Below are 13,740 nucleotides of genomic sequence, written 5' to 3' on the forward strand. Positions count from 1 at the left end.
ATCATGGGTATCGGCAGCTTTATCAAGAAGCAGTTTATCGACGTACTGCAGTGGAACGAAGAGACGGAAGGCGTGCTGTCCTGGCGCTACCCGATGCAGGACTTCGAGATCCAGAACGGCGGCGTGCTGATCGTGCGTGAGTCGCAGATCGCCGTATTCGTCAACGAAGGCCAGATCGCCGACGTATTCGGCCCTGGCACCCACAAGCTCACCACGCAGACCCTGCCCCTGCTGACCAACCTGAAAAACTGGGACAAGCTGTTCGCCTCCCCGTTCAAGTCGGACGTCTATTTCTTCAGCACCCGCGTGCAGACCGGCCGCAAGTGGGGCACGCCGCAGCCGATCACGATCCGCGACAAGGATTTCGACATGATCCGCGTGCGCGCCTTCGGCATGTATTCTTACCGCGTGACCGACCCGCGCAAGTTCTTCACCGAATTGAGCGGCACCCGCGACACCTACACACGCGAAGACGTGGAAGACCAGCTGCGCGGCATCCTGCTGGCCTCCATGGCCAACTCGCTGGGCGCCTCGCAGATCGCCTTCCTCGACATGGCCGCCAACCAGGCCCTGATGGCGCAGGAAGTCAAAGGCGGCCTGGCCGACGCGTTCGCGCGCTACGGCATCGGCCTGGATGAATTCAATGTCGCCAGCGTCAGCCTGCCGGAAGAACTGCAAGCCGCATTGGACGAACGTATCTCCGCCGGCATGAAGGGCGGCCTGGGCGCCGACAAGATGGCCGGCTATACCAAGTACCAGGTGGCGCAATCGATTCCCCTGGCAGCCGGTAACGAAGGCGGGCTGGCTGGCATGGGCGCCGGCCTCGGCGCCGGCCTGACCGTCGGCCAAGTCATGGGCCAGGCCATGGGGCAGGCGCTGAACCCTGGCGCCGCACCGGCAGCTGCTGCTCCGGCCGCGCCAGCGCAGGAATCGATCGAAGACCGCCTGGGCAAGCTGAAAGGCTTGCTCGACAAGGGCCTGATTTCGCAAGACGATTACGATTCCACCAAGGCTGAATTGCTCAAAAAACTGATCGGATAAGCCAGGCCGCATGCAAACCGTTTCCTGCCCAAGCTGCGGCGCAGAGGTCAACTTCCGCTCGCACGCCTCCGTCATGGCGGTGTGCGAGTACTGCAACACGCGCGTACTGAAGGAAGCCGGCGCAGTCAAAGACCTGGGCAAGATTTCCTCGGTACTGGAAGACTACACCCCGATCCAGGTCGGCACCAGCGGCGTGCTGGGCGGCCGCAATTTCAATGTGGTGGGCCGCATCCAGGTGCAGTACGACGCCGGCATGTGGAACGAGTGGTACATCGTCTTCGATGACGCCACCACCGGCTGGCTGGGCGACGCTTCCGGCCAGTACATGGTGACGACGCTGCGTGCGCCGGATGGCAACGCGCTGCCGGCATTCGAAGAACTCCGCCCGGGCAAGCCATACCAGCTTGCCGGCGAGCGTTATATGTCGGCCGACGTCAGGACCGCCAAATGTATCGGCGGCCAGGGTGAATTGCCATTCAAGGTCGGCGATGGATGGGAAGTCAAAGCGGCCGACTTCCGGCGCGGCGAGCAATTCCTGACCATTGACTATTCCGACGAAGGCCCGCCGCTGCTGTACACAGGTGTCGCCGTGACGCTGGAAGCGATGCAATGCCAGCTGCTGCGCGACGTGGAGGACATCAAGCGCACCACCGGCCGATACCGGGGCAAGCTCGATGCGCTCGATTGCCCCAACTGCGGTACCCAGATCAAATACCTGCCTGGCTTGACCAGCAGCCTGGTTTGCCAGTCCTGCCACACGCAGATCGACGCCGCCAGCCCGAAGGCCGAAGTCATCGCGATCGGCGAAAAGCAGGAGCGGGAGCGCTTTACGCTGCCGCTCGGCGCCAGCGGAAAACTCGGTAACCAGGACTTCACCATCATCGGCGTGATGCGCCGCGCCGACGACGAAGGCAGCAGCTGGACCGAATACCTGCTGTACGGCAGCCGCAACGGTTTTACCTGGCTGGTCGAGACCGAAGACGGCTGGTCGCGCGCCAACGTCCTGGACCAGTGGCCGGAGGCGAAGTCGCTCGAAAGCCAGACAGCCACGCTTGACAAGGCGGATTTCAGCAAACTGTATGACTACAACTCAGTGGTGACCTATGCGGCCGGCGCCTTCAACTGGCGGGTGCAGGTCGGCGACCATACCCACGTCTACGAATACCGCCGCCAGCAGGTGACGCTGGCGGCGGAACTGACCACCACAGAACTTGGCTGGTCGCGCTCCACGCCGGTGGCCTGGGACCAGCTGAAAGCCTGGTTTGGCGACGCAGTCAAAGGCGAGCCTCGCGCGAGCGCCCTCGCCGAGGATTCCGGCAAGGACCGCTACAAGCGCTCCGCCAAGAACTGGATCATGGGCATCGTGGCGCTGAATGCGATTCCCCTGCTGTTCAACTTTGGCGGCACCATCGGCACGCTGATCTTCGCCGGCCTGGCGCTTTACCTGCCAGCCCTAGTGCTGGACGCAATGGACGATCAACAAAAGAAATGAACAAATTCTTCGGCTACGCCCTGGTGGTGAGCATGCTTAGCGTCGGCACCAGCTGGGTCAGGTTTATCAGCGCCCCTTCCTCGGGAAGCGGCGGTGGCTATGGCGGCAGCAGCTGGTCTTCCAATGCGGGCGGCTGGGGCAGTGGCGGTGGCGGCGGAGGAGGCCATAAGTGAGCATTCACCAACCAAGCGGCACGCACCTGCTGGCTGACATGTCCGGCATCGAGCCGGGCCTGTTGTCCGACTGCGCAAAGATTGAGCAGTTGCTGCGCGAAGCGGCAGCGGCGGCGGGCGCCCAGGTGCTGCACAGCCACTTCCATAGCTTCGGTCCCGGTCTTGGCGTGACCGGCGTCGTGCTGCTGGCGGAATCCCATATTTCAGTCCACACCTGGCCCGAACACGGCTTTGCGGCAGCCGATGTCTTCATGTGCGGCGCCGCCCAGCCGCAGCTTGCGCTGGAAGTCATCGAGGAAGCTTTGCAGCCCGAGTGCTCCGAAGTACGTACTGTGGACCGCGAACCGCCACATTGACTTGCCCCCCGGGCCAGTGCGACACTGGCGACTTTCCCACCAACCTGACAGGAGACAGCCATGCGTACCTTTGATCTTGCCCTCCTGTCGGCTGCCTGAGCTTCAAACGCTGAGCTAGAGCGCCCGGCCGGGCGCCGACATTTCCTGACTATTCCTGCTTGCCGCGCCGCGCGTGGCTGGCCGTGTTCACCCATGGAAAATGCTCATCATGATCGACTTCGACTTCGAAGCTTTACGCAATATCGGACTTAACAACACTATCATTTCGCAGCTGAGCGGCGTCGACGCCGGGCGACTCTGCCGTATCACCGAATACCAGCGCGACCGCATTACTTTGCATGACGGTTCCACCGAATTCGACGCCCGCGCCCTGCCGCGCCTTCTTGCTGAGACACCGCTCTGCGTCGGCGACTGGGTTATCGCCGAGCCCAATGTCTTAAATGAGATGTGGATAAGCCAGCGCTTATCCCCGGCAAATCAATTCGCACGCGCGGATGCACCGCCAATCGCGAGCAATATCGATACGGCCCTGCTGGTCATGGGCCTGGACGGCGATTTCAACTTGCGCCGCATGGAACGCTATCTGGCGCTGGCTGCGGCGGCCGAGGTCACGCCCTTGGCAATCCTCAGCAAGCCTGATATCTGCACCGACGTGGCGAGCCGCGTGGCTGCGCTGACCGAACGGCTTCCACCCCGCACGCAATTCCTGCTGATCAATGGCACCAGCCCCGAATCGGTGGCGCAATTGCAGCCCTGGCTCGGTGCGGGCCAGACCATCTGCCTGCTTGGCTCATCCGGCGCAGGCAAGTCGACCTTGACCAACGCCCTGACTGGAGCGGCGCAGGAAACCAGTGGTGTCAGGCGAACCGATAGCCGCGGCCGGCATACCACCACGGCCCGCTCCCTGCATATCTGCCCTTCCGGCGCCTGCATTATCGATACGCCTGGCTTGCGCACATTAAGTCCCGAATCCTTATCTTCGGCCTTCGATGATATCGAATCACTGGCGGCAGGATGCCAGTTCCGCGACTGCCGCCATCAAGGCGAACCAGGTTGCGCTGTCATCGGTCACATCGATCCCGACCGCTTGCACAATTTCCATAAGCTGCAGCGTGAAGTCCATCGCAACCAGCAAACTGCACTGGAGCGCATCGCGGAACGACAGAAGTGGAAGGCCCTGATGAGGTCGGCTGCTGCGCGCAGCCGGCAGAAACGTGGCTAGGATTCTTGCACGGTGGCCTCGATATTGTTGCCGTCGAGGTCAATAATGAAGGCGCTGTAAAAGCTTGCATCGCTGACGCGCGGACCTGGCGGGCCGTTATCTTCGGCTCCCAGGTCAATCGCAGCGCGGTAGAAAGCGTTGACTGCTTCGCGGTCAGGCGCGGTGAATGCCAAATGGATGGGGCTGCGCGACGGCTCATGGCCATTTTCCCAAAAGCTGGGGATTTCAGAACCCACCCAAAGGAAGGGGTGGCCGGAAGGCGCAGCATAGATGGCCCAGTCCAGGTCAGTTACCGCGCGGCGAATTCCCAGCGGCGCCAGGCAAGCATCAAACAGTGCCGCGCTGCGCACAAAGTCAGACACTACGATGCCTAGGTGGTGGATCATGAGTGCCTCCCGGCTGAACTTTTGATTCAAGACTAGCACTGCGCAACTACCGGCGGCGCACCACTCGGCTGGCGGGTCAGGTAAACTGTCAGGTGTAAAAACAAAAGGTTCAACGCCATGCGCAAAGCCGCACCATTTGCACTGCTGCTCGTCCTCGCCGGTTGCGGCGATACCTATACTCCCGGCCCACTTTACCAGGCGACTTCAGCCGATTGCAGTACACCGGTCGACGCAGACACTTTCGAACTGCCGCGCGGGATCACGGTTGCGGCCACGACGGTCTTGCCGCAGCCGGTCGATGGGGGAATGGAGATCGGCGTCAACTACATGCTGCCGCGTGGAACCCAGGTGCATTTCGCCACCTCCCATTTCCAGGTCACCCAGCCCAAGGGCCCGCTGATCGAGAACGCCACTGTACTGAGCGTCTACCAGCGCGCAACCAATTCAAAGCCCGAGATGGTGGAGATCGTCAACGGCGTGCCGCTGGTACTGTTCGCAGTCGCGACCAGCGACGACACCCAGTTCCGTTACCGCCTGGTCATCAAGGACAAGATGCCGAAGCGCTTCGACCTCACCCCACCCGACGTGATCATCGGCGGCAAGCGCTACGTCTCACGCACCTTTACCTACCGCTGGTTTGAGGACAAAAAAGCTTTCGGCATGTGCCACTGATCAAATGCAGGGAATGGACGCGCCGTGGATGGCGCGGGCGGCGGGGCTGCAAAGGTAGAGAATTACATCAGCCAGCGCCTCGGGCGCGACCCACTTGCTGCGGTCCGCGTTCGGCATTGCGGCCCGATTGTCGGGCGTGTCGATGGTGCCCGGCAGGATGCAGTTGACGTTAATGCCTTGTCCGCGCAGTTCGGCGGTCATGGATTCGGTCAAGCGGATCACCACGTCCTTGCTGGCGCAGTAGGCGCCCATATTGGCCAAGCCCTGGCGCGCGGAGCCGGAGGCGATGTTCACTACCTTGCCGCCCTGCCCGTCCAGCATGCCTGGCACCACAGCGGCAACGGCATTGCGCAGGCTACGCACATTCAGGTCGAACAATTCATCCCATTGCGCGTCGCTGGTCGCATGTACCGGCGTACCCATCGCAAAGCCGCCCGCGATATTGCACAGGACGTCAATGCGGCCAAAGCGATCGCCCCCTGCCCGGGCTGCGGCAGTGACCGACGCAGCATCGCGCAAATCGGCGATTGCGAACATGCGGCGTTCGCTGGCCGCTCCACAGGCGGCTTCAAGCCGCGCGATATCGCGCCCGACCAGTATGGTGTTGGCGCCGGCGGCGTCAAATGCTTTTGCGACTGCGCTGCCAAGAGCGCCAGCCGCACCGGTGATCAAGATCGTGGCCATTACATTCCTTCGGTCGACAATTTTTGAGTGTGCTTAACCAACCCAGATAATAACCGTACCGCACAAGCAGGACCGCAGTGGCCGCCAGAGCTATAACTTGCCTGCCAACTCCATTACGCACTCGCGCACCCAACGTTGGCCGCTGTGGCCATGATTGCGCTCGTGCCACAGCATGCTCACTTCAAACTTCGGCAAAGGGAAAGGACATTCAACGATCTTGAATTCTTCGCGGCGATCGCGCATCAGTCGTTCGGGCACCAGGGCGACAAAGTCGGAGTGCGAGACAATTTCGGGTACGACCAGAAATGATGCCGCGGACATCACCACATTACGACGATAGCCCAGTGCGGCCAGTCCATCATCGACCGGTGTCGAGAAATCGCCGCCACGGAGCGAGACGATGACGTGGTCCAGTTGCACGAACTGCGCAACGCTCAGGCCCTGACGCAGCTCCGGATGTCCGCACCGGCCGATGAGCACATAACGTTCATCGAATAAATGCCGCGAGCGCAAATTGCCTGGGCCATGCTCGGGCGTCATGAGCGCCAGATCCACCTCGCCATTGGCCATTTGGGTTTCCAACTGAGAAGGGTCAAGATGGCGAAGGGCGATCCGCGCCTCTGGCGCCCGTTCGCGCAGCATCACCGCCAGCGAACGAACCGCAACTGCCTGGAGATAGTCGGTACAGGCAATGGCAACGGTAAAGCTGGCCTTTTCGGGGTCGAAGTGTCGATGCTCGGCCAGTGTGCTTCTTACCTGATCCAAAGCCAGGCGCAGCGGGGCGAGCAATTCCAGCGCTTTGGCGGTAGGCGTCATGCCACGCTGCGCAGGCAGCAGCAAAGGGTCATCGAACAGTTCACGCAGACGGTTCAATTGCGCGCTGACCGCTGGCTGGCTAAGGTGCAGTCGCTCCGCGGCATGCGTGACGTTCTGCTCTGCCAGGAGCGTTTCCAGCGTGACCAGAAGATTGAGATCGAGCTTCTTGGTATCCATTTGATGGATGGTAGCGGAAATTTCTTTCTATTTCACAGATAGCTGCTAGCGAGCCAGACTGTGGGCTATCTCCACTTTCCACCTGTGAAAGGCAAACCATGCAGAAAGTACTCATCGTTCATGCCCACCCTGAACCAACATCCGTTACATCCCAGCTCGCTGAGATCGCGTCCGAAACGCTGAAGGCCCAAGGCCATGAGGTCATGCGGTCCGACCTGTACGGCATGGGCTGGAAGGCTGTGTTCGACGGTCGGGACTTCCCCGTGCGCGCAAACCAGGAGCGCCTGTCCTTCATTGACGAATCGGGTCACGCTTTTGCCAAGGGACTGCAGACGCCCGATGTGGAAGAAGAACAGCGCAAGATCCTGGCTGCCGACGCGGTGATCCTGGTCTTTCCGCTATGGTGGTTCAGCATGCCAGCCATCATGAAGGGATGGATAGACCGCGTGTGGGCCTTCGGCCTGGCGTATGGTTTCGAGGGCGCCGGTAACACTTATCGATACGGCGAAGGCGGCTTTGCCGGAAAGCGGGCCATGCTGGGAGTTTCAGTCGGCGGACCTGCGCAGGACTATTCTGCGCGCGGCATCAATGGACCGCTGGATCAACTGCTGTTCCCGATCACGCACGGCACCTTGTTCTTCCCTGGAATGCAAGTGCTGCCCACCTTCGCGGTCTATGGCGCAGGAAGTATTGATGCCGAAGGCATGGCAGCAGCCGAAGCAGCTTGGCGCAGCCGCGTGGAACGCCTGTTCGACGACGCTCCGCTTGCTTTCCGTCCCCAGAATGGAGGCGACTATCCGGACCGCCACGTGCTGGCCGACCACGTTGCGCCGCATTTGAGCGGCTTGGTGGCGCATATTGACCATGAGCCGGCCGAAAAGAAAAAGGCAGCCGAAGCTGCCTTTCCAGTGCAACGCGAAGAAGAGCTTAGCCCTTGATCTTGCGCAGTTTTGCGATTGCTGCCAGCTGGCCGATAGCCGCTGCCAGTTCCGCTTGTGCTTTCGCGTAGTCGATGCCGGTCTGTTTGTTGGCCAGGCTTTCTTCCGCCAGTTTCTTGGCAGCTTCAGCTTTGGCTTCATCCAGGTCGTGACCACGGATCGCGGTGTCAGCCAGGACCGTCACGGCGTTTGGCTGCACTTCCAGCAGGCCGCCGGCGACGAAGACGAACTCTTCTTCAGCCTGGCCTGGAACCTGGATGCGCACCGCGCCTGGACGGATACGGGTGATCAGCGGGGTGTGCTTAGGGTAGATACCCAGCTCGCCCTGCTCGCCCGGCAACGCCACGAAAGTCGCTTCGCCCGAGAAGATCTGCTCTTCGGCCGAAACCACATCAACGTGAATAGTGTTTGCCATGTTTATCCTTTGTGCGCAGTCCCGCGGGGCGGGACTGCTTCAACCGAAATTAGCCCAGTTTCTTGGCTTTTTCGATGGCTTCTTCGATGGTACCAACCATGTAGAAGGCCTGTTCTGGCAGGTGGTCCAGTTCGCCGGAAGCGATCATCTTGAAGCCCTTGATCGTGTCTTTCAGCGAAACGTACTTACCTGGGGAACCGGTAAACACTTCAGCAACGTGGAACGGCTGGGACAGGAAACGCTGCATCTTACGTGCGCGAGCAACGACCAGCTTGTCTTCTGGAGCCAGTTCGTCCATACCCAGAATCGCGATAATGTCACGCAGTTCTTTGTAGCGCTGCAGGGTGCCCTGTACGGCACGTGCGGTGTTGTAGTGCTCTTCGCCCACAACCAGCGGGTCCAGCTGGCGGGAGGTCGAATCCAGTGGGTCCACTGCAGGGTAGATACCCAGAGCAGCGATGTCACGGGACAGAACGACGGTCGAGTCCAGGTGACCGAAGGTGGTCGCTGGGGACGGGTCGGTCAAGTCATCCGCTGGAACATAGACGGCCTGGATCGAGGTGATCGAACCGGTCTTGGTGGAGGTAATACGCTCCTGCAGACGGCCCATCTCTTCAGCCAGGGTAGGCTGGTAACCCACTGCGGAAGGCATACGGCCCAGCAGTGCGGAAACTTCGGTACCGGCCAGGGTGAAGCGGTAGATGTTGTCCACGAAGAACAGAACGTCACGGCCTTCGTCACGGAACGATTCAGCGATGGTCAGACCAGTCAGCGCCACGCGCAGACGGTTGCCAGGTGGTTCGTTCATCTGACCGTAAACCATCGCCACTTTGGAGTTGGCTGGGTTTTCCAGGTCAACCACTTTGGCGTCAGCCATTTCGTGGTAGAAGTCGTTACCTTCACGGGTACGCTCACCAACACCGGCGAACACGGACAGACCCGAGTGCGCTTTAGCGATGTTGTTGATCAGTTCCATCATGTTCACGGTCTTGCCCACACCTGCACCGCCGAACAGACCAACCTTACCACCCTTAGCGAATGGGCAGACCAGGTCAATCACCTTGATGCCGGTTTCCAGCAGGTCTTGGGATGGGGACAGTTCGTCGTAAGCAGGAGCCACGCGGTGGATCGAAGCAGTCTGCTCGTGGGAGACAGGACCGCATTCGTCGATCGGGTTGCCCAGCACGTCCATAATACGGCCCAGGGTAGCTTTACCCACTGGAACCATGATTGGTTTGCCGGTGTTCTGGATAGTCATGCCGCGACGCAGACCGTCGGAGGAGCCCAGAGCAATGGTACGGACAATGCCGTCACCCAACTGCTGTTGCACTTCCAGGGTCAGCTCGGAGCCTTCCATTTTCAGCGCGTCAAAAACCTTAGGCATCGCGTTGCGTGGGAACTCAACGTCCACCACAGCGCCGATACACTGAACGATTTTGCCATCAGCCATGTTCGTTCCTTCAAATATAGTTAAATTCGTTTAAACCGCTGCCGCACCGGCGACGATTTCAGACAGTTCTTTGGTAATTGCAGCCTGGCGGGTCTTGTTGTAGACCAGCTTCAGCTCACCGATCACGTTGCCGGCGTTGTCCGATGCGGACTTCATCGCCACCATACGCGCCGATTGCTCGGACGCCAGGTTTTCTGCAACGGCCTGGTACACCAGCGCTTCAATGTAGCGCTCGAGCAGTTCGTCGATCACGGAAGCTGCGTCCGGCTCGTAGATGTAATCCCAGTTGTGGGACTTGTCATCGGCCTTCATCTTGTCCGCGGTCAGCGGCAGCAGCTGCTCGACCATCGGCTCTTGCTTCATCGTGTTGATGAACTTGGTGTAGCACAGGTAAACGGCGTCCAGTTTGCCTTCCTGGAATTTCTCCAGCATCACTTGCACTGGGCCGATCAGCTTTTCCAGGTGCGGCGTATCGCCGATCTGGGTAGCTTGTGCGACCACTGGTACACCGATGCGGTTCAGGAAGCCCAAACCTTTGTTACCAATTGCGACTGCTTCAATCTTGTTGCCTGCAGCTTCCAGCTCGCGGGTCTTGTTGGTCACCATACGCAGAACGTTGGTGTTCATACCACCGCACAGACCCTTGTCGGTCGTGACGATGATAAAGCCCACAGCCTTGGCTTCCGACCCGGCTTCAGCCAGGAACGGGTGCGTGTACTCGGGGTTGGCATTCGCCAGGTTCGCAGCGATATTACGAATCTTGTCACTGTAGGGACGGGCGGCGCGCATACGATCCTGCGCTTTACGCATTTTCGATGCGGCGACCATTTCCATCGCCTTGGTGATCTTCTTCGTATTCTCTACGCTCTTGATCTTGCCACGTATCTCTTTTCCTACTGCCATGATCCTTCTCCTTTGCGGGGTGGCCCGTTGCCGGGCCACCGTGTATTAGTTTGCGAAGGATTTCTTGAAATCAGCAATGGCGGCCGACAGCGCAGCTTCGCCGTCTTTGTCCAGTTGCTTGGTTTCTTCGATCTTGGCCAGCAGAGCGGAGTGCTTGGTCTTCAGGAACGAGTGCAGTTCGGCTTCGAAAGCCAGCACGCGCTTGACAGCGACGTCGTCCAGGAAGCCCTTGTTCACTGCGAACAGGGAAGCGCCCATCAGGGAAATCGACAGTGGCGAGTACTGAGCCTGCTTCAGCAGTTCGGTCACGCGGGCACCGCGGTCCAGCTGCTTACGGGTCGATTCGTCCAGGTCGGAAGCGAACTGCGCGAACGCAGCCAGTTCACGGTACTGTGCCAAGTCGGTACGGATACCGCCGGACAGGTTCTTGATGACCTTGGTCTGTGCAGCGCCACCAACGCGGGACACCGAGATACCTGCGTTAATCGCAGGACGGATACCGGAGTTGAACAGCGAGGTTTCCAGGAAGATCTGGCCGTCGGTAATCGAAATCACGTTGGTTGGAACGAACGCGGAAACGTCGCCAGCCTGGGTTTCGATGATTGGCAGTGCGGTCAGGGAACCGGTCTTGCCTTTGACAGCGCCTTTGGTGAAGGCTTCGACGTAGTCGGCGTTCACGCGGGCTGCGCGTTCCAGCAGACGGGAGTGCAGGTAGAACACGTCGCCAGGGTATGCTTCGCGGCCAGGTGGACGGCGCAGCAGCAGGGAGATCTGACGGTAGGCAACTGCTTGCTTGGACAAGTCGTCGTACACGATCAGGGCGTCTTCACCGCGGTCGCGGAAGTATTCGCCCATGGTGCAACCGGAGTAAGCCGAGATGTACTGCATTGCTGCGGATTCCGAAGCGGAAGCGGCGACAACAATGGTGTACTCCATCGCGCCGTGCTGTTCCAGGGAACGCACGATGTTCTTGATGGTCGATGCTTTCTGGCCGATAGCAACGTAGATACAGGTAACGCCCTGGCCTTTTTGGTTGATGATGGCATCAACTGCAACGGCGGACTTACCGGTCTGGCGGTCGCCAATGATCAGCTCGCGCTGGCCACGGCCGATTGGTACCATCGCGTCGATCGACTTCAGGCCGGTCTGCATAGGCTGGCCGACGGACTCACGGGCGATAACGCCTGGAGCGATCTTTTCGATTGGCGAGGTCAGGGTGGTGTTAACAGGACCTTTGCCGTCGATCGGCTGGCCCAGGGCGTTAACAACGCGGCCACGCAGTTCAGGACCGATTGGAACTTCCAGAATACGGCCGGTGCACTTGACGGTGTCGCCTTCGGAGATGTGCTCGTAGGCGCCCAGAATAACGGCACCAACGGAGTCGCGCTCCAGGTTCATTGCCAGGCCAAAGGTGTTGCCTGGGAATTCCAGCATCTCACCTTGCATCACGTCCGACAGGCCGTGGATGCGGCAGATACCGTCTGCTACGGAAATTACGGTGCCTTGATTGCGCACTTCAGCGCCGCCGTCAATGCCTTGGATCCGGCTCTTGATCAGCTCGCTGATTTCGGATGGGTTGAGTTGCATACTAACTCCTAAATGTTTTCTCTCTAGCTGTCGCGAAAGGCGGCCCGATCAGGCGACCAGCGCGGAACGCAGCTGCTGCAGCTTGGCGCTGACCGAAGTGTCCAGCACTTCGTCGCCAACCACGACACGCACACCGCCGATCAGAGCCGGGTTGGTGGTGACGAATGGTTTGAGCTTGCGGCTGAATTTCTTTTCCAGCGTCTTGATCAGCTCGGCCACTTGGGCTTCGCTCATGTCGAATGCGCTCGTGATTTCGGCGTCTGCCGCACCTTCGGCTGCGTTCTTCAGCAGCGCGAACTGGGCACCGATTTCCGGCAGCAGTGCGATACGACCGTTTTCGATCAGCATCGAGAGGAAGTTGTTCGCTTCCGCGTTGAGCGGCGATTTCAGCAAGGCCTTGATGGCTGCGATGACATCGCTATCCAGAACTTTTGGATTACGGGCATATGCCAGCACCTCTTCATGCGAACCGATCTGGGCCAGTTCGGACACCAGATCGGACCACTGCGCGAGGTTGCCAGCCTGGGCTACGCGGAAGAGGGCTTCCGCGTAAGGACGGGCGACGGTTGCGAGCTCTGCCATAATCAGAGCTCGGTAGCCAGGCGAGACAGCAGGTCAGCGTGAGCCGACGCGTTGACTTCGCGCTTCAGGATTTGCTCGGCGCCCTTCACAGCCAGGTCAGCCACTTGACCACGCAGTGCTTCGCGGGCCTGGGTTACTTGCTGCTCGGCTTCAGCTTTAGCTTGTGCCACGATACGGGCAGCTTCGGCTTGTGCGTTTGCTTTGATTTCTTCTGCGACCAGTTGAGCACGCTTTTCAGCGTCCGCAACGAGCGACGAGGCATCGTTACGGGCAGCGGTCATGGCTTCAGCAGCGGCTTTTTCAGCCTTTTGCATGGAAGCCTGACCTTGGTCGGCGGCAGCCAGACCATCTGCAATTCGCTTGGCACGCTCATCCAGCGCTGCATTCAGCGCTGGGAATACGAACTTCATCGAGACCCAGACGAGCACCGCGAAGGTGAGCATCTGACCGAGAAGCGACATATTGATGTCCATACCTTGCTCCTAAAAATTTTCTCCGAAAGGGAGAAAGATTACTGAGCGTGGGCCAGCAGAGCGGTGACGAATGGGTTGTTGAAGGTGAACAGCAGAGCAACACCAACGCCGATCATGGAGATCGCGTCCAGCAGACCAGCGATAACGAACAGTTTGGTTTGCAGTTGTGGCATCAGTTCTGGCTGACGTGCCGAAGCTTCCAGGAACTTGCCGCCCAGGATAGCGAAGCCGAGTGCGGTGCCGATGGCGCCCAGGCCAACGATGATTGCTACGGCCAGAACGGTCATGCTTTGTACTTGTGCGATCAGAGCTTGCATTAGATTTCTCCTAATTTAAAAAAAACGAAAATACCAAAAAACTAAAACCAAATACT

17 protein-coding genes are annotated in these 13,740 nt (G+C 59.7%); 7 read left to right on the forward strand and 10 right to left on the reverse strand.

Going from position 1 to position 13,740, the window contains the following annotated elements; all coding sequences use genetic code 11:
• The first annotated feature begins 3 nt into the window (after positions 1–3).
• From GM658_RS14955 to rsgA, 5 genes are all read left to right on the forward strand, one after another.
• Positions 4–1,041: an SPFH domain-containing protein gene (locus tag GM658_RS14955; protein WP_155454847.1), complete on the forward strand. Its 1,038-nt coding sequence runs from the start codon at positions 4–6 to the stop codon at positions 1,039–1,041.
• A gap of 10 nt (positions 1,042–1,051) precedes the next feature.
• Positions 1,052–2,533 carry a DUF4178 domain-containing protein gene (locus tag GM658_RS14960; protein WP_155454848.1) on the forward strand — a complete coding sequence of 494 codons (1,482 nt, stop codon included), beginning with the start codon at positions 1,052–1,054 and terminating at the stop codon, positions 2,531–2,533.
• Positions 2,530–2,706, forward strand: coding sequence for a hypothetical protein (locus GM658_RS28885; RefSeq protein WP_170298817.1), 177 nt, complete (start codon positions 2,530–2,532; stop codon positions 2,704–2,706). Before GM658_RS14960 ends, GM658_RS28885 begins: the two co-directional genes overlap by 4 nt.
• Positions 2,703–3,062, forward strand: coding sequence for an adenosylmethionine decarboxylase (speD, locus tag GM658_RS14965; protein WP_170298818.1), 360 nt, complete (start codon positions 2,703–2,705; stop codon positions 3,060–3,062). Before GM658_RS28885 ends, speD begins: the two co-directional genes overlap by 4 nt.
• A gap of 208 nt (positions 3,063–3,270) precedes the next feature.
• Positions 3,271–4,284 (forward strand): ribosome small subunit-dependent GTPase A, encoded by a 1,014-nt coding sequence (gene rsgA / locus GM658_RS14970; RefSeq protein ID WP_155454849.1) that lies wholly within the window; start codon positions 3,271–3,273, stop codon positions 4,282–4,284.
• Here rsgA and GM658_RS14975 read toward each other — a convergent pair.
• The gene (locus GM658_RS14975; protein WP_155454850.1) at positions 4,281–4,670 is read right to left on the reverse strand and encodes a VOC family protein; all 390 of its coding nucleotides are present in this window, start codon (positions 4,668–4,670) and stop codon (positions 4,281–4,283) included. The genes rsgA and GM658_RS14975 overlap by 4 nt on opposite strands.
• A 117-nt stretch (positions 4,671–4,787) precedes the next feature.
• Here GM658_RS14975 and GM658_RS14980 point away from each other — a divergent pair, with 117 nt between their 5' ends.
• Positions 4,788–5,342, forward strand: a complete 555-nt coding sequence (locus GM658_RS14980) for a hypothetical protein (protein WP_155454851.1) — start codon at positions 4,788–4,790, stop codon at positions 5,340–5,342.
• Here the strand turns inward: GM658_RS14980 and GM658_RS14985 are convergent, their stop codons facing one another.
• Entirely contained in the window at positions 5,343–6,026 is a 684-nt protein-coding gene (locus tag GM658_RS14985; RefSeq protein ID WP_155454852.1) for an SDR family NAD(P)-dependent oxidoreductase, read from the reverse strand.
• A 90-nt stretch (positions 6,027–6,116) separates the two neighbouring features.
• Entirely contained in the window at positions 6,117–7,019 is a 903-nt protein-coding gene (locus GM658_RS14990) for a LysR family transcriptional regulator (RefSeq protein ID WP_155454853.1), read from the reverse strand.
• Between the two features lie 98 nt (positions 7,020–7,117).
• On the opposite strand from GM658_RS14990, the gene GM658_RS14995 reads away from it, so the two are divergent.
• The gene (locus GM658_RS14995) at positions 7,118–7,957 is read left to right on the forward strand and encodes an NAD(P)H-dependent oxidoreductase (RefSeq protein WP_155454854.1); all 840 of its coding nucleotides are present in this window, start codon (positions 7,118–7,120) and stop codon (positions 7,955–7,957) included.
• Here the strand turns inward: GM658_RS14995 and GM658_RS15000 are convergent.
• The 7 genes from GM658_RS15000 to atpE are packed head-to-tail and all read right to left on the reverse strand — an operon-like array spanning position 7,947 to position 13,684.
• Entirely contained in the window at positions 7,947–8,372 is a 426-nt protein-coding gene (locus tag GM658_RS15000) for a F0F1 ATP synthase subunit epsilon (protein ID WP_155454855.1), read from the reverse strand. The two genes, GM658_RS14995 and GM658_RS15000, sit on opposite strands and share 11 nt — an antisense overlap.
• Positions 8,373–8,421: 49 nt before the next feature.
• Entirely contained in the window at positions 8,422–9,822 is a 1,401-nt protein-coding gene (gene atpD, locus GM658_RS15005) for a F0F1 ATP synthase subunit beta (protein ID WP_155454856.1), read from the reverse strand.
• Positions 9,823–9,852: 30 nt separating this feature from the next.
• Entirely contained in the window at positions 9,853–10,725 is an 873-nt protein-coding gene (atpG, locus tag GM658_RS15010; RefSeq protein ID WP_155454857.1) for a F0F1 ATP synthase subunit gamma, read from the reverse strand.
• A 45-nt stretch (positions 10,726–10,770) separates the two neighbouring features.
• Positions 10,771–12,312 (reverse strand): F0F1 ATP synthase subunit alpha, encoded by a 1,542-nt coding sequence (atpA, locus tag GM658_RS15015; protein ID WP_155454858.1) that lies wholly within the window; start codon positions 12,310–12,312, stop codon positions 10,771–10,773.
• Positions 12,313–12,360: 48 nt separating this feature from the next.
• Positions 12,361–12,894, reverse strand: a complete 534-nt coding sequence (locus GM658_RS15020; RefSeq protein WP_155454859.1) for a F0F1 ATP synthase subunit delta — start codon at positions 12,892–12,894, stop codon at positions 12,361–12,363.
• Positions 12,895–12,896: 2 nt separating this feature from the next.
• Positions 12,897–13,367, reverse strand: a complete 471-nt coding sequence (locus tag GM658_RS15025) for a F0F1 ATP synthase subunit B (protein WP_155454860.1) — start codon at positions 13,365–13,367, stop codon at positions 12,897–12,899.
• 38 nt (positions 13,368–13,405) lie between these two features.
• Positions 13,406–13,684, reverse strand: a complete 279-nt coding sequence (atpE, locus tag GM658_RS15030; RefSeq protein ID WP_028103378.1) for a F0F1 ATP synthase subunit C — start codon at positions 13,682–13,684, stop codon at positions 13,406–13,408.
• Between the last annotated feature and the right edge of the window lie 56 nt (positions 13,685–13,740).

The organism is Massilia eburnea, assembly GCF_009720745.1.
In the GTDB taxonomy this organism is placed as follows: domain Bacteria; phylum Pseudomonadota; class Gammaproteobacteria; order Burkholderiales; family Burkholderiaceae_D; genus Rugamonas; species Rugamonas eburnea.